Genomic DNA, 17,902 nt, shown 5'->3' on the forward strand with positions numbered 1-17,902 from the left:
CGATTTCAGGCGGCATCGAGCAGGTGGTGGTCGCTGCCCGCCAGCCAACGGGCCAGGGCATCGTCAAGCGTCGGCAGGCTGCAGGCGCGCTGACTGCCAAGCGCGCTGTAGCGCGGCCTGCGGGCCGCCAGCGCGAGGTGCCCGGAGGTGCAGGGGCGGAGAGTGGCGGTGTCGGTGCGGACCACAGCGGCCGCACGGCGTGCCAGGTCAGCCCAGGTGAGCGCGTGACCGTTGCTGAGGTGCCAGATTCCCGCCTCGCCGTCCACCAGCAGGTCCAGGCAGGCGTGGACCAGGTCCGGCACGTACGTCGGCGAGATGGTCTGGTCGCTCGCCGCGTCGAAAGGCAGGCCGGCGCGCAGGGCCCGCAGTGCGGTGGTGATGAAGTTGTGGCCATCCCAGGGGCCGAAAAAGGCGCTGGTGCGGACCACCAGCGCTTCCGGATGGCGCTCCAGCACCAGCCGCTCCGCGCGCGCCTTGCTCAGCCCGTACACGTTCAACGGCGCGACCTGCGCATCCTCCATGTAGGGCTCGCAGCGCGCGCCGTCGAATACCAGGTCCGTGGAGAAGGTGAGCAGCGCGATGCCGGCGCGCGCGCATTCGGCCGCCAGGTGGCCAGGACCCTCGGTGTTCTCGCGATAGCAGCGCGTCGCATCGGCTTCGGCGTCATCCACCCGCACGTAGCCGGCGGCATTCACCAGCGCCCACGGCCGATAGCGCTCGAGCACGCGACGTACCGCGCCCGGATCGGCGATGTCGAGCTGGGCGCGATCAAGCAGTTGGTGGTCGAGTCCCCGCTCCACGCAGATCCGCGCGAACGCGCGCCCGAGCGTGCCGGTGGCGCCGGTGATCAGCACCGGCGCGCGGCCCTCGCCTACGGCTGGACGCTCGGGAAACTCCTGTGCCAGCGTCACCGGCGGATGCAGCAGCCGCGAGGGGCGTCGCCACCAGCCCGGGCCCGACAGGACAGGGTGTTGCGACATCACCCCCGTGGCCAGCTGCGTCGCCAGCCGCGCGATGGCGGTCGGGCGCAGCGTGTCGCCGCAAACCTCGAACGCGCCCGGTTCGTAGTGGTCGTCGCAGCGGGTCAGCAGACAGTCCCAGTCGCGGCTGCCGGACAGCGCCCACACCGTGACCGCCTGTACATCGATGCCCGCATGCCGCGCCTGGCAGGCCGCATTCCACGTTTCGGCGAGCCAGCGCAGCTGGTCTTCGCGCGGCGCATGCAGGTGCACCTCGGTCACTGCGAGCGGCAGACCGTAACGCGCCCAGGCTTCCTCCAACAGCGGACCGATGCCACCGGTCGGCGCGGCGAGCACGCGCACGGCCTCGACGTCGGCGTACCGCTCGCGTCCGTTGCCCCCGTGCGTGGGCGGGGGATAGCGCTCCACGCGCTCATCGAGGAAGCGCTCACTGGTGACGTAATGGTTGACGCCGATGATGTCCGGAGGGCACGCATTGGCGGCAAACCAGAGGACGTCCGCCGGCGCGGCGTGGCAGCAGTGGCTCAGCCAGCTCCATAGCGCGTGCGACGCATCCACGCGACCGCACAGGAGGTCCCAGGCCAACCAGCGCAGGTCGTTGTTGAAATCGGCCTGGTAGGCCAGCCTCGGCGTGGACCAGGTGCGGCCCAGGTCGTCGGTCTGCACCAGGCGTGCGGCCGGCTGCACCTCCCGGATCGCCGCCATCGCCAGCACCGTCGCGCGGCACTGCGCCTGCAGCGCGCGCCAGAATGTCGCGCTGTCGCGGCCATGCGGATACCAGTGCCCATAGAGGCCACTGAACCGTGCCGTGGTCAACGGCTCGTTGACCGGCGTGTAGTGCGTCACCCACGGATAACGTGCGGCCACCGCGCCGGCATACGCGGCCAGTTTGGCGGCAAAGCAGGGTGAAACCAGGCTGGTGTGGCGTGGGCCGCTGCCGTGGTGCAGCAACCCGACGATCGGCTCCATGCCGAGGTGCCGGATCCGCGGCAGCTGCTGGTCGACCCACGACCAGTCCGCCGCTGCCAGTCCATCAGGCGCGACCTGCTCCCACAGCACCGGCTGTCGTACCGCGCGCAACCCGAGTCCGGCAATGGCGTCCAGATCGGACGAGCGCCCCAGGTGGCCACTGCGTTCAAGCTGGCTGAACCAGTGATCACCCACCCGATTGATGGTGCATTCCACGCCGCCCCACAGGGCCGGCAACGACCCATCGCGCACAGCGATGGCGTGGTTGCGCTCCATCGCTTCAGGCGCCCTGCCTGCTGGCGGCCTGCAGCCTGCCCGCCGTCGGTTCCGACGACGCGGAGCGGTAGTCAAGCCTGGCCAGGACGTACTCGGCGGCTTTCAGGGCCGCGCCCACGCACTGGTCCATGTTGTAGTAACGGTACTGCGCCAGCCGGCCGACGAACGTGGTGCCCGCTTCATTGCGTGCCAGCGCCTCGTAACGTTTGAACAGGCGCTCGTTTTCCGGGCGCGGTACCGGGTAATACGGCTCGCCTTCGTCCTGCGGGTACTCGCGCACAATCGACGTGCCCGCGTGTTCCTGCCCGGTGATATGCCTGAACTCGGTGATGCGCGTATAGGCGTGGTCGTTGGGGTAATTCACGGTGCCCACCGCCTGGTAGCGCGCGGTAGCCGCCAGGTGCTGGTGCTCGAAGCGCAGCGAGCGATATGGCAGCCGACCGTAGCAATGGTCGAAGTACGCATCGATCGGTCCGGTGTACACCACGTGCCTTGCCAGCAGTCGTGCGCGCTGCTCGAAGTAGTCGACGCCAGCCTCGACGTGGATCCCGGGATGCTTGAGCAGGCGCTCGAACATCGCCGTGTACCCATCGCGTGGCATCGCCTGGTAGCGATCGGTGAAGTAGCGGTCGTCGTGGTTGGTGCGCGCCGGTACCCGGGCCGCCACCGATGCGGACAACTCCGACGGATCCAGCCCCCACTGCTTGCGGGTATAGCCCTGGAAGAACTTGGCGTACAGGTCGCGCCCTACCGCATCCACCACCACGTCCTCGCTGGTGGCGATGGTGTCGCGTGGTTCGCGGACGTGGTCATAGAACGCCTGGATCGTGTGTTCGTCCAGGGACATCCCGTACAGCCGGTTGACCGTATCGATATTGATCGGCAGCGGCACCAGCTGGCCATCCACGCTTGCCAGCACGCGGTGCTCGTAGGGACGCCACTCGGTGAACTGCGAGAGGTAATCGAAGATGCGCGCGCTGTTGGTGTGGAATATGTGCGGCCCGTAGGGGTGAACGAGCACGCCATGGGCGTCACTTCGATCGTGCGCGTTGCCTCCGATATGGTCGCGCTTGTCGATGACCAGCACCTGCAGGCCTTCGTCGGCCAATTGCCTCGCCACCACGGCACCCGAAAAACCGGCGCCTACCACCAGCACATCGGTTTTCACGCTGCACCCGCCGACGCGGTGATGCGTACCGGCCGTACGGCGTCGAGCAGTTCGCCGCGCATCGCCGCCACCGTCGCATCCCATGACGCGTCCGTCGCCCGCGCGATGCCCTGGCGAAGCAGCACGGGATCCGGCGCGTGCGCTGCCTGCGCCGCGGCATCCAGGAAGTCCGCCGCGGTGTCACCCACGGCCACCACCGGGGTGAAGTTGCGCACAACGTCGGCGATCGCGGTGGACACCACCGGCTTGCCGGCCGCCATGTACTCGAGCGTCTTGGTCGGGTTGATGAACCGCGTGGCTTGGTTGAGCGCAAACGGCATCAGGCACACGTCGAATCCCTTCACCAGGGCTGGCAGCGCCATGTAGTCCTGCTGGCCCAGCCAGTGGATGTTGGGCCGGTCCGGCAGTTCGGCACGCTCCACCTTGGCGAGCGGTCCGGCCATCACGACCGATCCTTCGGGGAACTGCGTCGCCAGTGCTTCGATCAAGCCGTAATCCAATCGCTCGTCAATCACGCCGATGTAGCCGAACACCGGCCCGGGCAGGTGGGCCACCGCCGCGGGCACCTCCGTCGACGCCAGCCGCGCGCGCCCGTAGTGGCCTACGTCAACGCCGCAGCCATGGAAGTGCACCTTGGAGTGCAGCCGCGACTTCGCCTCGTAGAGCTGGTAGCCGCCGGTGAACACCACATCCGCACGCGACAGGAGGAAGCGTTCGCGCTCGGCGATGTCTGTCGGCGCAAAGCGGAAGTTCGCCAGCTCGTCCATGCAGTCGTACACCGTGCCGCGCGTCCCGAACTGCCCCAGCAGCACCGGCGCGCTCATCGGCGAATAGAACCACTGCACCGCATCGGTGAAACGCCCGCCAAGCAGCGGATGGCTGCGCAGCGCCTGTTGGATGATTGGCAGCAGCAGTGTCCACTGGCCGTCCGCGTCGGCCGGCGCATCCTGCGGCAGGCGCGGCACCAGCCGCACCACGTTCGCGAACGGCTCCGACACCTCGAGCGCGGGCGGACCGTCGCAAGGCAGCGGGTCTTCGATGAACAGCACAGGGTGATGTGCGGCGAGGCGCGTGAACAGCTGTTGCGGGCGTTGCCAGACGAAATCCCAGCGCAGGTGGCAATGGACGATCAAGGGGAAGCGCCGGTCGTCGGAGGCCGCCACCTGTCGCTCGCGCGATGCGGATTGCGCGTGCGTCACCACGCTGCCCATGTGCGGGTGCGCGAGCTGGCCGCTTGTCTCCTCCTGCGTGTCGATCGCGCTGCTATGCGATCCATCGAATCCGCTGGCCATGTCGATCCCAACTGAGTGTGGACGTCGAGTCTTCGCCTCGAGTGTCGACGGGAGAGTGAAGATTTGCTCAGAGCGGGTTCAGGTTTATGACTTCTCATGAGGCGAGCGTGGAAGGCGAATTCAGCCTTGTTTTTCATGGTGGCATCACCGCGTGACGCCTAGTTTTTGGCCTCCGCACCATTGGCGCATCCTCGCGGCGAAGGCGGTCCAGACGGAGAAACCAGATGTTCATGCACAACAAGCGGCTGCAGTACACCGTCCGCGTCGAGAAAGGCGACCCTATTCTGGCGACGCTGATGCTTGAGCAGTTCGGCGGTCCGCAGGGCGAACTGGCAGCCGCGATGCGCTACTTCACCCAGGCGCTCGCCGAAGATGACGCCGGGCGCAAGGACATGTTGTACGACATCGCCACCGAGGAATTGAGCCACCTCGAGATCATCGGATCGATCATCGCCATGCTCAACAAGGGCGCCAAGGGCGAACTTGCCGAGGGTGTGGAAGAGATGGCCGAGATGCGCGTACTGACCGGCAACAGCACCAGCCAGACCGAAGCGATCCTGTACGGCAACGGCCCCGCGCTGGTGAACTCCAGCGGCGTGCCGTGGACGGCGGCGTACATCGATACCATCGGCGACCCCACCGCCGACCTGCGCTCCAACATCGCCGCGGAGTCGCGCGCCAAGCTTGTGTACGAGCGCCTGATCAATGTCACCAACGATCCGGGCATCAAGGATGCGCTGACGTTCCTCATGACGCGCGAGGTGGCGCACCAGAAATCGTTCGAGAAAGCGCTGTACGCGATCACGCCCAACTTCCCGCCGGGCAAGCTGCCGGGCGATCCGGCTTTCACCGACGTCTACTACGACATGTCGCAGGGCACCGGTGACGAACTCGGCCCCTGGAACAGCGGCGAACTGTGGGAGCGCGTGGAAGACCGTGATGCACAGGCGGCAGTGGACGGCGGCGACGGCAGCGCGAGTGTCGGCGTGACCAAGAAGCAGCAGGCAACGCTGGACAAGCTTGCGGCGCGCACGCTGTCGGATCCGTCGGCGGACCCGATCACCGGCGCTGATCTGGGCGCGGGCCCGGGCGCGGGCGCAACCTCGGGCAAGCAGCTCTAGGAAACGGCACCACCCCTCACTCACCGGAATCATGCCATGCAAGCACTCACCTACCAGGGCAAGCACGACGTGCGGGTCGAGACCATGCCGGACCCCATGCTTGTCGCCGCCGACGACATCATCCTGCGCGTCACCGCCACCGCGATCTGCGGCTCGGACCTGCACATCTACCGCGGCAAGATCCCGACGATGGAAGACGGCGACATCCTCGGCCATGAGTTCATGGGCATCGTGGAAGATGCCGGTGCCGGCGTGACCCGCGTCAAGGTGGGTGACCGCGTGGTGATCCCGTTCGTGATCGCCTGCGGCAAGTGCTTCCACTGCATGCTCGACGAGTTCGCGGCGTGCGAGACCACCAACACCGGGCGCGGCGCCATCATGAATGCCAAGGGCAGCAAACCGCCGGCGGCGCTGTTCGGCTACAGCCGCCTGTATGGCGGCGTGCCGGGCGGGCAGGCCGAGCTGGTGCGCGTGCCCAACGCCAACGTGGGTCCGCTGGTGGTCCCGGAGGTTCTGGCGGACGAGCAGGTGCTTTTCCTGTCCGACATCCTGCCCACCGGTTACCAGGCGGTGTTGAATGCCGGCGTGGAACCGGGGTCGTCGCTGGCGATCTTCGGAGCCGGCCCGGTAGGCCTGATGACCGCGGCGTGCGCGCGCATGCTCGGCGCCGAGACCATCTTCATGGTGGACGAGAACGCACACAGGCTGGAGTTCGCACGCGCCACGTACGGAATCATCCCGATCGACTTTTCCGAAGTGGACGATCCCGCCGAGGCCATCGTGGATGCGACCGCCGGGCGCGGGGTGGACGCGAGCGTGGAGGCGGTGGGCTTCGAGGCCAAGGGCAGCCCCACCGAGACCGTGCTGACCACGCTCAAGCTGGAAGGCTCCAGCGGCAAGGCGATCCGCCAGTGCATCGCGGCAACGCGCCGCGGCGGCACGATCAGCGTGCCGGGCGTGTATGCGGGTTTCATCCACGGCTTCCTGTTCGGCGATGCATTCGACAAGGGCCTGACCTTCAGGATGGGCCAGACGCACGTACAACGCTTCATGCCGGAGCTGCTGGACGCGATCGCCGAGGGCCGGCTTGTACCCGAGGTGATTATTTCACACCGGATGAAGCTGGCCGACGCGGCCAAGGGCTACGAGATGTTCAACGCCCAGGAAGACGACTGCAGGAAGGTGGTGCTGACGCCCTGAAGTGCGCGCGCAAGTTCACGCCGGCTGAACCCGCGCGGCGCGATTTTTCACCAGGGCCCCCGCCCTGCTCCGTAGATTCGACAATCCCCCGAACGAGGTATATCCCCATGTCTGTCAAAACGATGGAAGAACTGTTCGTCCATGAGCTTTCCGACATCTACAGCGCCGAAAAGCAGATGAGCAAGGCGCTGCCACGGCTGGCCAAGAACTCAGAGTCCGAGAAGCTTGCAGCCGCATTCGAGACCCATCTGGAAGAGACGCTCGGCCAGATCGAACGCATCGACCAGGTTGTCCAGATCCTGGGCATCAAGCTGAAGCGCATGAAGTGCGTGGCGATGGAAGGCCTTGTGGAAGAGAGCAAGGAAACGATCGAAGAGGTCGAAGCGGGCCCGGTGCGCGATGCCGCGCTGATCGGCGGCGCGCAGAAGGCCGAGCATTACGAGATCGCGGCCTATGGCACGATCTGTGCGCTGGCCAGGCAGCTCGGCTACAACGACGCGCTGCCGCTGCTGGAGGCCACGCTGAAGGAAGAGAAGGCGACCGACGAGAAGCTGACGATGATCGCCGAAGGCGGCGGCCAGAAGGCCAGACGAGCCGCCTGAGCGGCCGGTTGAGGAGCGCCCCGCAGGATCATGCCTGCGGGGCTTTCGGCTCCCCGCTCCAGGCGTGTTTTATGCTGTGAAGCTGGTGGGCCGTGATGGATTCGAACCATCGACCAGCGGATTAAAAGTCCGATGCTCTACCGACTGAGCTAACGGCCCGGCAGGGGCGGAATTATGTCACACGTCCCGCGGGGCACCGTGCACGGGACGGGCGTTGCCGTGAGGCGGGCGCGAAGCCTCAGCGCACGTAGCGCGTCGGATCGGCCACGCCGGCGCCCGCAAAGCCTTCGGCACGCAGCGCACAGGCGTCGCAACGGCCGCAGGCGCGGCCCTGGGCATCGGCGCTGTAGCAGGACACCGTCTGCGCGAAGTCGACGCCGAGGCGCAGGCCTTCGCGCACGATGTCGCCCTTGGACATGTGCTGCAGCGGCGCGTGCACGCGAATCCCCGCGCCCTCCACGCCCGCCTGCGTGGCCAGGTTGGCGAGGCGCTCGAACGCGGCGATGAACTCGGGCCGGCAGTCCGGATAGCCGGAATAGTCCACGGCGTTGACGCCGCAGAAAATGTCCGCCGCGCCCACCACCTCGGCCCAACCCAGGGCCACCGACAGCATGATGGTGTTGCGGGCCGGCACGTAAGTTGCGGGAACGCCACCGCCGGCATCGCCCGCGTCCGGCACGTCGATGTCGGCAGTGAGCGCCGAGCCGCCGATCGCGCGCAAGTCCACGCCCACCACCTTGTGCGCGGCCACGCCGGCCGACGCGGCCAGCGCAGCCGCGGCCTCGAGTTCGGAGGTGTGGCGCTGGCCATAGGCGACGCTCAGCGCATGCACGGCGAAGCCCTGCTCGCGCGCGATGGCGAGCACCACCGCGGAATCCATCCCGCCGGACACGAGCACGACGGCATTCCTCACGATGGCGGGCAGCCCGGGATCGTTGGTCTGCATGTCAGCGCCCCGGCTCGTCGTTCCAGAGGATCTTGTGCAGCTGCAGCTGGAACCTCACCGGCAGGCGGTCGGCGACGATCCAGTCGGCCAGGTCGCGCGGCTGGAGCTCCGACTTGCTGGGCGAGAACAGCACGTCGCAGCGCGCGTCGAGCGCGTGCTCGGCCAGGGTCGCACGCGCCCACTCGTAGTCGGCGCGGCCGCAGATCACGAACTTGACCTGGTCGTGCGCGGTGAGCAGGTCGATGTTGGACCACAGGTTGCGGTGCACTTCGCCGGAACCCGGGGTCTTGATGTCGAGCACGCGCGACACGCGCGGATCGACGTCGGCGATGTCGATCGCGCCCGAGGTTTCCAGCGACACGATGAAGCCGGCGTCGCACAGTGCGCGCAGCAGGCCGATGCAGCGCTTCTGCGCCAGCGGCTCGCCGCCGGTGACGCACACGTGGCGCACGCCGTGGCCGGCGACTTCGTCGACGATGGCGGCGATGTCGCGCCACTCGCCGCCATGGAAGGCGTAGGCGGTATCGCAGTAGGTGCAGCGCAGCGGGCAGCCGGTCAGGCGCACGAACACCGTGGGCCAGCCGGCGTCGCGCGCCTCGCCCTGCAGCGAGAGGAAGATTTCAGTGATGCGCAGCCGGTCCGGGGCCGCGGCGGTGGCCACGCCGGACTCGGCGGAAAGGGTGTCCATGGGCGTCATTCTACCGCGCCGGTCGCCGCGCTCCCCTGTGCGGGGCGGCGGAAAACAGGCCTCAGCGCAGGCTGTTGAGCTGGATCGAGCGCAGGCGGTCGTCGGCGGTGCGGGCGGCGTCGGTACCCGGGTACTGCGCCACCACCCGGCCCAGGGTGGCCTCGGCCGCCGGCAGGTCGCGCAGGCCGTACTGCGACAGGCCCACCTTCAGCAATGCGCCCGCGCTCTTGTCATGCGTGGGATAGCGCTGCAACACCGCCTGGAACTGCTCCATGGCCAGCGCGTAGTTGCTGGTGACGTAATAGCTCTCGCCCAGCCAGTACAGCGCGTTGGGTGCGTACGACCCCGTGGGATACGCCCGCAGGAAGGCCTGGAACAGGTTGGCGGACTCCGCGTAGCGGCCTTCCTTCATGGCCGAGAACGCCAGCTCGTAGGCGCTGCGCTCGTCGGCGGCATTGGCCAGCAGGCCGGCATCGCCGAACACGGTGGGCGCGCTGTCCACGGGGCCCGCCGCGGGGCGCGCTGCCGGGCCGGCGACGGGCCTCGGCGCTGCCGCAGGTGCCGCCGCGCCGGGGGACGACGCTGCACCGCTGCCGCCTTCCAGGCGGTTCATGCGGTCATCGAGATCGAGATACTGGTTGCGGGCGCTGGTCTGCAGCTGGTCGTTCTGCTGCTGCAGCTCCTCGATCTGGCCACGCAGCGCCTGCACTTCATTGCGCAGCGCGGTGAGCTGGTTGAGCAGGTCGATGTTGCCCTGGTTGTTGGCGGCTTGTGTTTCGAGCGCCGAGACGCGCTCGCCGAGGCTGGCACGTTGCGCCGAAGCAGGCGGGGCGAACAGCGCCGCGGCAAGCGCGCTGGCGAGGACAAGGCGGGACAGGACGTGGCTGCGGGTCATGGCATCGGCTGCTGTTGTTCGGACTCTGGAAAGACAATCGGCAGCTGGCGGGGTTCCCCGACAGCTGCCGACGGTGGTCACGCGTGCGCCGCTCAGCGGGCGGTATAGACGATCTCGGCGCGGCGGTTCTTGGCCCAGCAATCCTCGTTCGAGGCGGTGCAGGTCGGACGCTCTTCACCGTAGCTGGTCACCGAGACCTGGCTGCCGTTGCCGCCGTTGGCCTGCAGCGCCGACGACACCGCATTGCCGCGACGCTCGCCGAGGCCCAGGTTGTAGTCGCGGCTGCCGCGCTCGTCGGCATGGCCTTCGAGGGTCAGGCGCGCGGACGGACGGTCACGCAGGTACTTGGCGTGGCAGGCCATGGCGGCCTGGAACTCCGGGCGCAGCGAATCCTGGTCGAGATCGAAGTACACCACGCGCTGGCGCAGGCATGCATCGGTATCAAGGTCTTCGGGACCGTAGGCACCGGCGGTGGTGGCCGGCTGGGTGGTGGTCGGGGTGGACGGGCCGGTGTCGACCGGCGCCTCTTCCTTGACCTTCTTGGTACATGCAACAGCGGCCATGCAGAGCAGGGCGGTGAGCAGAACGCGGGTTGGGGTCTTCATCTCTCGTCGATCCTCTGCAAAGGGGTTGTGCATTCAGCTTGCAAGCGGGGTTGTGCAGGCAGCGTCAGCGCTGCCGGAACGGTCCCCATGCGGGTTCGCGGACGTTGCCGTCGGCGAGCACCAGTCTTTGCCGGACGCGGCCATCGGCGGAGACGGCGTACAGGACTCCCCTGGTGCCTTCCCTCGCCGCGTACAGCACCATGCTGGCGTTCGGTGCGAAGCTCGGTGATTCATCGAGCGACCCCGGAGACAGCGTGGACCACCGCGGCGAACCGAGGCTGCGATCCAGCAACGCGATACGGTATACGTTTCCTGAACCTTGTGCCACGGCGATCTTCTTGTCGTCGAACGACACCGTCGGGCTGGCGTTGTAATTGCCCTGGAATGTCACGCGCGTGGCGCTGCCGCCGGACGCCGGCACCTGGTAGACCTGCGGCGGGCCGCCGCGGTCGGACGTGAAGTACACGCTCCTGCCATCGCTGCTCCAGGTGGGCTCGGTATCGATGCCGATCTGGCTGGTCAGCTGGGTCAGCGCCTTGCTGCCCAGGTCCATCACGTAGATCTCGGGGCTGCCGCTGCGCGACAGCGTGAGCGCCAGGCGGTTGCCGTCGGGCGAGAACGCGGGCGAGCTGTTGATGCCGCGGAAGCTGGCCACGCGCTCGCGCGCGCCGGTGCCGAGGTCCTGGATGTAGATCGCCGAGTTGTTGTTGTGCTCGAACGACACATAGGCCAGGCGGCGGCCATCCGGGCTCCAGCTGGGCGACATCAGCGGCTCGGTCGAGCGCACCACCACCTGCGGGGCGTGGCCATCGGCGTCGGCCACCATCAGCGCGTAGCGCGTGTTGGTGCCGGTGCCGGTGGCGGTAACGTAGGCGATGCGCGTCCAGAACGCGCCACGCACGCCGAGGATCTTCTCGTAGATGGCGTCGGCCATCTGGTGGGCAACGTCGCGCATGGCGTTCGCGCGCCCGGTCATCGCCATGCCGAGCAGCCGCTCCTGCTTGGCGACGTCGAACAGTTCGTACTCCACCCGGAACGCGCCGCCGCCGGCATCGACCACGCGGCCCACGACCAGGAAATCCTGCTTCAGCAGGCGCCAGGTCGGGTAGTTCACCTCGCTGCCACGCGTCGGGCGCTCGGTGATGTCCTGCTCGGGCAGGCCGCGGAACTGACCCGATCGCGCCAGGTCCTCGCGGACCACGCGGGCGACGTCGGTATCAGGCGCCGCGCCGCCACCCTGGTAGGGCATCGGTACGACGGCGATCGGCAGCGCCTGGGCGTTGCCGCCGACGATGTCGATCTCGAGCGCCTGCTGCGCCGCGGCGGCAAACGGCAGCAGCAGGGCGAGGCAGGCGGCAAGCCACGCGCTGGGCGTGGCCAGGCGGCGTTGGGTTCGGGTCATTCCAGGCTCCGGGGGGGCGATGCGGTGAGCGTGACAGGGTGGCGGTGAAAGCATGCTCAAGGATGAACGCGGGCGGACCCGACGGCCAGCGCGGCGCGATCAGCGGTCCGCTGCGGTGAAATTGAGGTTGATCGTACGGTTGAACACAGACTCGAATCCGGCATACGGCAGCGGCTGCGCCTTCAGCACGGCGGCTTCCACCGACCGGCGGCCGAGTTCGTCGAACGGGCACGACGGCGCCACTTCGGCCTTGATGACGGTGCCGCCGCGCACCTGGGTGATGTGGATGACGCACTTCTGCCCCTGCGGCACGTTCTCCGGACGGGTCCAGTTGCGCAGGATCGCTTCCTGGATCGCCGCGGCATAGCGCGCGCTCAGGCCGGCATCCACGCCGTCGTTGCCCGGCGGCGGCGTACCCGCGGTGGCGGCTTGCGCGGACGCCTGCTGCGCGCGCTGGTCGGCGATCTGCTTGAGCTTCTGTTCGGCGAGCTCGGCTTCGCGGCGCGCCTGCGCCTGCTGCTTGCGCAGCTCGGCGAGCTTCTCCTCGCGCTCGCGCTGCTGCGCGGCCAGGCGGCGCTGCTTCTCGGCCTCCTCCTGGCGCTGGCGCTCGGTGAGGTCGATCTGTTCCTGGCGACGCCGCGCTTCCTGCTCGCGCTCGGCGGTCTCGCGCGAGATCGCATCGCGGCGCGCGGCATCCTGGTCGACCGTGTCCGGCTCCGGCACCTGCTCCTGGGCCTGCGGCTGCGGCGTGACCGGGGAATCTTCCGGGCGCGGCTCGGGCAGCGGCTGTGGTGGCGGCACCGCGGCTTCTTCCACGGGCTGGGGCAGCGGCTCCGGATCGGGTTCGGGCTCCGGTTCCGGCACCGGCTCGGGGCGGTCGCGCAGCGTGCGCTGCATGGCCGGCGACAGGTCGCCGGCGTCCATCATCTCGGCGCTGATCGGCGAGCCGGCGGCCGATTGCGGCGCGGCCGTGCGCGTCCACCACAGGCCGGCGAACATCAGGGCAAACAGGGCGACGTGGAGCAGCAGCGCCAGCCCGAACGCCCGCGCGGTATCGGCACGGCTTTCACGCATCAGCGCGGACCGTCCTGCCTGGGATTGCTCATCAGCCCGACCCGCTCGACGCCGGCGTTCTGCAGCAGCGCCATCGCGTCCATGACGTTCTGGTAGCTGCCGTTGCCGTCGGCGGCGATGAACACCGCGACCTGCGGGTTGCTGGCCACGATGGCGCGCACGCGCGCGTTGAGCGAGGCGGCATCGACCGCTTCATTGCTGCCCGCCTCCACCGCCAGGAAATAGTGGCCGTCGGCGTCCACGCTGACCACCACCGGGTCCTTCTTCTCCTGGATCGACTTTGCGTTGGATTCCGGCAGCTGCACGTCGACGCCGAGGTTCATCAGCGGCGCGGTCACCATGAAGATGATCAGCAGCACCAGCATCACGTCGATGTACGGCACGACGTTGATCTCGTTCTTGAGCTTGCGGCGGCGCGCGCGCCGGCTTCGGACGGACATGGGTCAGGCCTCCCCGGTGGTCGCCTGCCGTTCCAGGATCGAGGAGAACTCGTCGGAGAATGCGTCGTAGCGGCCGGCGATGCGCTCGACCCGGGTCGCGAAGCGGTTGTACGCCCACACCGCCGGGATCGCGGCGAACAGGCCCATGGCGGTGGCGATCAGCGCTTCGGAAATGCCCGGTGCAACGCTGGCGATGGTGGCTTCCTTGACGTTGGCCAAACCCTGGAAGGCGATCATGATCCCCCACACCGTGCCCAGCAGGCCCACGTACGGCGCGATGGAGCCGACGTTGGCGAGGAACTCGAGGTTGTGCTCCAGACCATCCAGTTCGCGCGAGCTGGCCACGCGCATGCCGCGCTGCGCGCCCTCGAGCTGCGCGCGGCCGTCGCCACCCACCCGCTGGCGGCCGCGCGAGTATTCGCGGAAGCCGGCCTCGAAGATCGACTCCAGGCCTTCCACCTCGCGGTTGCGCTCGCTGGCCGAGCTGTAGAGCTTGCCGAGGTCGACGCCGGACCAGAACTTCTCCTCGAAGCGGTCGGCCTCCTTGGCGGCGCGGTCGAGCATGCGCTTCTTGCGGAAGATGATCACCCACGACGCGATCGACGCGAACAGCAGCACCAGCATCACCAGCTGCACCGGGATGGAGGCATGCAGCACCAGGTGCAGCAGGTCGAGGTTGGCGCCGGCGGCCGGTGCCGCGGCGGCCTGCGCGGCGTCGGCCGCGAGCTCGACGGACTGCGCCGCGGCTTCGTCGGGCAACGGTTCCGCCGTGGTCGCCTGCAGCAGGGTGGCCAGTACTGTCATCTGTGTTGCTCCGCGTTCGATTCGAGGGGTTTGAGTTGCAGGTACAGCGGGTCCGGGATGGCGCGCGGCCGGAAGCCGCCGGCGTCGAGCGCCGCGACCCGCACCCGCGCCGCCACCAGCAGTTCGCCGTCGCGCCGCACGTCCTGTGCGAACACCACGCTGGCGCGGCGCAGGGAAGCGAGCGCCACGGTGACCTGCAGCGCGTCGTCCAGGCGTGCAGGCCGATGGAAGTCGAGCTGCATGTCGCGGACGGCGAACACCAGGTCGTGCTGCTCGCGCAGTACCCGTTGCCCGTGCCCGAGCGCGCGCATCCAGTCGCTGCGTGCGCGTTCGAGGTAGGCGACGTACCGCGCGTGGTACACCACGCCGCCGGCGTCGGTATCTTCCCAATACACCCTTGTCGCCAAGCTGAACGGGTGGCAAACCGTGTGCGTCACGGCAGCAATTCCCTGCCCGTGCCGCGTGGAAGCAGGCCGAGGTGACGGTAGGCCTTGTCGGTGGCCATGCGCCCGCGCGCGCTGCGCACCAGGAAACCCTGCTGGATCAGGAACGGTTCGATCACGTCCTCCAGCGTTCCGCGCTCCTCGCTGAGCGCCGCGGCCAGCGATTCCACGCCCACCGGGCCGCCATCGAAGCTGCCGATGATCAGGTTGAGCAGGCGCCGGTCGAGGTCGTCGAAGCCTTCCGGGTCGACCTTCAACAGCAGCATCGCGGCGTTGGCGACCTCGTGGTCGATATGGCCCCCGGCGCGCACCTGCGCGAAGTCGCGCACGCGGCGCAGCAGGCGGTTGGCGATGCGCGGCGTGCCGCGCGCGCGGCGCGCGATCTCGTCGGCACCCTCCGGCGCGCAGTCGATGCCGAGGATCCGCGCCGAGCGGCGCACGATCCGCGTCAGCTCCTCGACGTTGTAGAACTCGAGCCGCTGGACGATGCCGAAACGGTCACGCAGTGGCGCGGTCAGCAGGCCCGCGCGGGTGGTGGCGCCGATCAGCGTGAACGGCGGCAGGTCGAGCTTGATCGAGCGCGCGGCGGGGCCCTCTCCGATCATGATGTCGATCTGGAAATCCTCCATCGCCGGGTACAGCACTTCCTCGACGACGGGCGACAGGCGATGGATCTCGTCGATGAACAGCACGTCGTGCGGCTGCAGGTTGGTCAGCAGCGCCGCCAGGTCGCCGGCCTTCTCGATCACCGGGCCGGACGTCACCCGCAAATTCACCCCCAGCTCGTTGGCGATCACGTGGCTGAGGGTGGTCTTGCCCAGCCCGGGCGGGCCGAAGATCAGCACGTGGTCGAGCGCTTCGCCGCGGCCCTTGGCCGCCTCGATGTAGATCGACAGCTGCTCGCGCACGGGCTGCTGGCCGAGGTATTCGTCCAGCCGCTGCGGGCGGATCGACGCCTCGAGGGCGGCGTCCTCGCGCGAGGCGGAAGGGGCAATGATGCGGTCTTCGCTCATGCCGACATGTTCGCATGGGCGCCGCGGCCCTGGCGCACCCGCCGCCCTTGCCCGCTCAGATCTCGACCTGCGCGCCCAGCTCCACCAGGCGGTTGCCCGGAATGCGGAAGAAGTTGTTGGCCGGCGCCGCGTTGCGGTGCATGTACGCGAACAGCTTGTCGCGCCACACCGGCATGCCGACGTGGCGGCTGGCGACGATGGTCTCGCGGCTGACGAAGTACGTGGTGTCCATCGGATCGAAGTCCATGCCTTCGACGTCGCAGGAGCGCATCAGCGCCAGCGGCAGGTCGGGCGTCTCCATGAAGCCGAAGCGCGCGGTGACCCGGTAGAAGTCGTCGCCGATTTCCTTCACTTCCAGGCGCCGCTCGCGGGGCGCATGCGGCACCTTCAGCGTCTCCGCGGTCAGGAACACGTTGCGCTCGTGCAGCACCTTGTTGTGCTTGAGGTTGTGCATCAGTGCGTGCGGCACCACGCCCGGATCGCTGGTCAGGAAGATCGCCGTCCCCGGCACGCGCACGGGCGGCGCCAGCATCAGCCCGGGGATGAAGGTGTCCAGGCGGATGCCCTCCTTCTGCACCGCTGAACGCAGCAGCTCGCGGCCATGGCGCCACGTGCGCAGCATGGTGAACAGCACGGTGCCCAGCACCAGCGGGAACCAGGCGCCCTGCAGGACCTTGGCGCCGTTGGCGACCACGAACGCCAGGTCGATCACCACGAAGCCAAGGCAACACGCCAACACCCAGCGCCGCGCCTTCGGCCACAGCGCGCGGGCCACGATCGCCAGCAGCAGCGTGTCGATCAGCATCGTCATCGACACCGAGATGCCGTAGGCCGCGGCCAGCGCGGACGAGGTGCGGAAGCTCAGCACCAGGGCGATCACGATCACTGCCATCGACCAGTTGATCGCCGGGATGTAGATCTGGCCGATGGTCTCGCTGGAGGTGTGCTTGATGCGCATGCGCGGGATGTAGCCCAGCTGCATGGCCTGGCGCGCCACCGAGAAGCCGCCGGTGATCACCGCCTGCGAAGCGATCACCGTGGCCGCGGTGGCCAGCACGATCATCGGCCAGCGGCCCCACTCGGGCACGCCGATGTAGAACGGGTTGCGGATCGCCTCCGGGTCCTGGAGCACCAGCGCGCCCTGGCCCAGGTAGTTGAGCATCAAGGCCGGCAGCACGAACCAGTACCAGCCGAAACGGATCGGCCGCGGGCCGAAGTGGCCCATGTCGGTGTAGATCGCCTCGCCGCCGGTCACCGCCAGCACCACCGCGCCGAGGATGAACACCCCGCCCCAGCTGTGCTCCATGAAGAACTTCGCCCCCCACCAGGGATTGATGGCGTGCAGTACTTCGGGTTCGCCGACGATGTTCAACACGCCCAGCGCGGCGAGCGCCAGGAACCACATGATGGTGATCGGACCGAATACCCGGCCCACCTTGTCCGTGCCGAAGCGCTGGGTGGCGAACAGCCCCGCCAGCACCAGTACCGTGATCGGCACGATCCAGTCGTGCATGCCGGGCGCCACCACCTCCAGGCCCTCGACCGCCGACAGCACCGAGATCGCCGGGGTGATCACGCCGTCGCCGAAGAACAGCGAGGCACCGAACACGCCGAGCAGCCCGACCAGGTAAACCGATTTGGAGCCGGGCTTCAGGCTTCGCTGTGCCAGCGCCATCAGCGCCATGATCCCGCCTTCGCCCTCGTTGTCGGCGCGCATGATGATGGTGACGTACTTCAGCGTCACCACGACAGTCAGCGCCCAGAACACCAGCGACAGGATGCCGAGCACGGTGTCATGGTTGGCGACCAGGCCGTAGTGCGGCGAGAACGCCTCGCGCAGGGTGTACAGCGGACTGGTGCCGATGTCGCCGAACACCACGCCGACGGCGCCGACCACCAGCGCGGGAAGGCCGGTCCTGGGCTTGGCCTTGCCTGGCGCGCCGTGGGTCGCGGCGGCGCGCCGTGGAGTACCTGCGAACATTGG

17 protein-coding genes and 1 tRNA gene are annotated in these 17,902 nt (G+C 68.4%); 3 read left to right on the forward strand and 15 right to left on the reverse strand.

The features are described from left to right. Positions 1 to 5 precede the first annotated feature (5 nt). Genes rfbD through IDM46_RS10465 form a run of 3 tightly spaced genes read right to left on the reverse strand, consistent with a single transcriptional unit; the run spans position 6 to position 4,685 of the window. The gene (rfbD, locus tag IDM46_RS10455; protein WP_185115648.1) at positions 6 to 2,225 is read right to left on the reverse strand and encodes a dTDP-4-dehydrorhamnose reductase; all 2,220 of its coding nucleotides are present in this window, start codon (positions 2,223 to 2,225) and stop codon (positions 6 to 8) included. Between the two features lie 4 nt (positions 2,226 to 2,229). After that, the gene (glf, locus tag IDM46_RS10460; protein WP_223877957.1) at positions 2,230 to 3,393 is read right to left on the reverse strand and encodes a UDP-galactopyranose mutase; all 1,164 of its coding nucleotides are present in this window, start codon (positions 3,391 to 3,393) and stop codon (positions 2,230 to 2,232) included. After that, a complete protein-coding gene (locus IDM46_RS10465; protein WP_185115650.1) occupies positions 3,390 to 4,685 on the reverse strand; it encodes a glycosyltransferase in 1,296 nt (431 codons plus the stop codon). Before IDM46_RS10465 ends, glf begins: the two co-directional genes overlap by 4 nt. Before the next feature lie 224 nt (positions 4,686 to 4,909). Between IDM46_RS10465 and IDM46_RS10470 the strand changes: the two genes are divergently transcribed. From IDM46_RS10470 to IDM46_RS10480, 3 genes are all read left to right on the forward strand, one after another. After that, positions 4,910 to 5,806 (forward strand): manganese catalase family protein, encoded by an 897-nt coding sequence (locus tag IDM46_RS10470; RefSeq protein WP_182825025.1) that lies wholly within the window; start codon positions 4,910 to 4,912, stop codon positions 5,804 to 5,806. A gap of 36 nt (positions 5,807 to 5,842) precedes the next feature. After that, entirely contained in the window at positions 5,843 to 7,006 is a 1,164-nt protein-coding gene (locus IDM46_RS10475; protein WP_185115651.1) for a zinc-dependent alcohol dehydrogenase, read from the forward strand. Between the two features lie 107 nt (positions 7,007 to 7,113). Then, a complete protein-coding gene (locus IDM46_RS10480) occupies positions 7,114 to 7,608 on the forward strand; it encodes a ferritin-like domain-containing protein (protein WP_185115652.1) in 495 nt (164 codons plus the stop codon). 83 nt (positions 7,609 to 7,691) lie between these two features. Here the strand turns inward: IDM46_RS10480 and IDM46_RS10485 are convergent. From IDM46_RS10485 to IDM46_RS10540, 12 genes are all read right to left on the reverse strand, one after another. Next, positions 7,692 to 7,767, reverse strand: a tRNA-Lys gene (locus IDM46_RS10485). A gap of 79 nt (positions 7,768 to 7,846) precedes the next feature. Next, positions 7,847 to 8,521 (reverse strand): 7-cyano-7-deazaguanine synthase QueC, encoded by a 675-nt coding sequence (gene queC, locus IDM46_RS10490; protein WP_182825311.1) that lies wholly within the window; start codon positions 8,519 to 8,521, stop codon positions 7,847 to 7,849. Positions 8,522 to 8,555: 34 nt separating this feature from the next. Further along, positions 8,556 to 9,242: a 7-carboxy-7-deazaguanine synthase QueE gene (queE, locus tag IDM46_RS10495; protein WP_223877958.1), complete on the reverse strand. Its 687-nt coding sequence runs from the start codon at positions 9,240 to 9,242 to the stop codon at positions 8,556 to 8,558. 61 nt (positions 9,243 to 9,303) lie between these two features. Beyond that, the gene (ybgF, locus tag IDM46_RS10500; protein WP_185115654.1) at positions 9,304 to 10,137 is read right to left on the reverse strand and encodes a tol-pal system protein YbgF; all 834 of its coding nucleotides are present in this window, start codon (positions 10,135 to 10,137) and stop codon (positions 9,304 to 9,306) included. 92 nt (positions 10,138 to 10,229) lie between these two features. Next, entirely contained in the window at positions 10,230 to 10,742 is a 513-nt protein-coding gene (pal, locus tag IDM46_RS10505; RefSeq protein ID WP_182825015.1) for a peptidoglycan-associated lipoprotein Pal, read from the reverse strand. A 64-nt stretch (positions 10,743 to 10,806) separates the two neighbouring features. Further along, the gene (tolB, locus tag IDM46_RS10510; protein ID WP_185115655.1) at positions 10,807 to 12,144 is read right to left on the reverse strand and encodes a Tol-Pal system beta propeller repeat protein TolB; all 1,338 of its coding nucleotides are present in this window, start codon (positions 12,142 to 12,144) and stop codon (positions 10,807 to 10,809) included. Positions 12,145 to 12,243: 99 nt separating this feature from the next. Then, entirely contained in the window at positions 12,244 to 13,218 is a 975-nt protein-coding gene (locus IDM46_RS10515) for a cell envelope integrity protein TolA (RefSeq protein ID WP_185115656.1), read from the reverse strand. Further along, positions 13,218 to 13,658, reverse strand: a complete 441-nt coding sequence (gene tolR, locus IDM46_RS10520) for a protein TolR (protein ID WP_182825009.1) — start codon at positions 13,656 to 13,658, stop codon at positions 13,218 to 13,220. Before tolR ends, IDM46_RS10515 begins: the two co-directional genes overlap by 1 nt. 3 nt (positions 13,659 to 13,661) lie before the next feature. Continuing rightward, the gene (gene tolQ, locus IDM46_RS10525; protein WP_182825007.1) at positions 13,662 to 14,462 is read right to left on the reverse strand and encodes a protein TolQ; all 801 of its coding nucleotides are present in this window, start codon (positions 14,460 to 14,462) and stop codon (positions 13,662 to 13,664) included. Continuing rightward, positions 14,459 to 14,908 (reverse strand): tol-pal system-associated acyl-CoA thioesterase, encoded by a 450-nt coding sequence (gene ybgC / locus IDM46_RS10530; RefSeq protein WP_185116079.1) that lies wholly within the window; start codon positions 14,906 to 14,908, stop codon positions 14,459 to 14,461. The genes tolQ and ybgC overlap by 4 nt, the downstream gene beginning before the upstream one ends. Next, on the reverse strand, positions 14,896 to 15,918 hold the full coding sequence (gene ruvB, locus IDM46_RS10535; RefSeq protein WP_185115657.1) for a Holliday junction branch migration DNA helicase RuvB: 1,023 nt from the start codon (positions 15,916 to 15,918) through the stop codon (positions 14,896 to 14,898). The genes ybgC and ruvB overlap by 13 nt, the downstream gene beginning before the upstream one ends. 55 nt (positions 15,919 to 15,973) lie before the next feature. Next, entirely contained in the window at positions 15,974 to 17,899 is a 1,926-nt protein-coding gene (locus IDM46_RS10540; RefSeq protein ID WP_182825003.1) for a potassium transporter Kup, read from the reverse strand. Positions 17,900 to 17,902 lie beyond the last annotated feature (3 nt).

This window comes from Luteimonas sp. MC1825 (assembly GCF_014764385.1).
GTDB lineage: Bacteria > Pseudomonadota > Gammaproteobacteria > Xanthomonadales > Xanthomonadaceae > Luteimonas.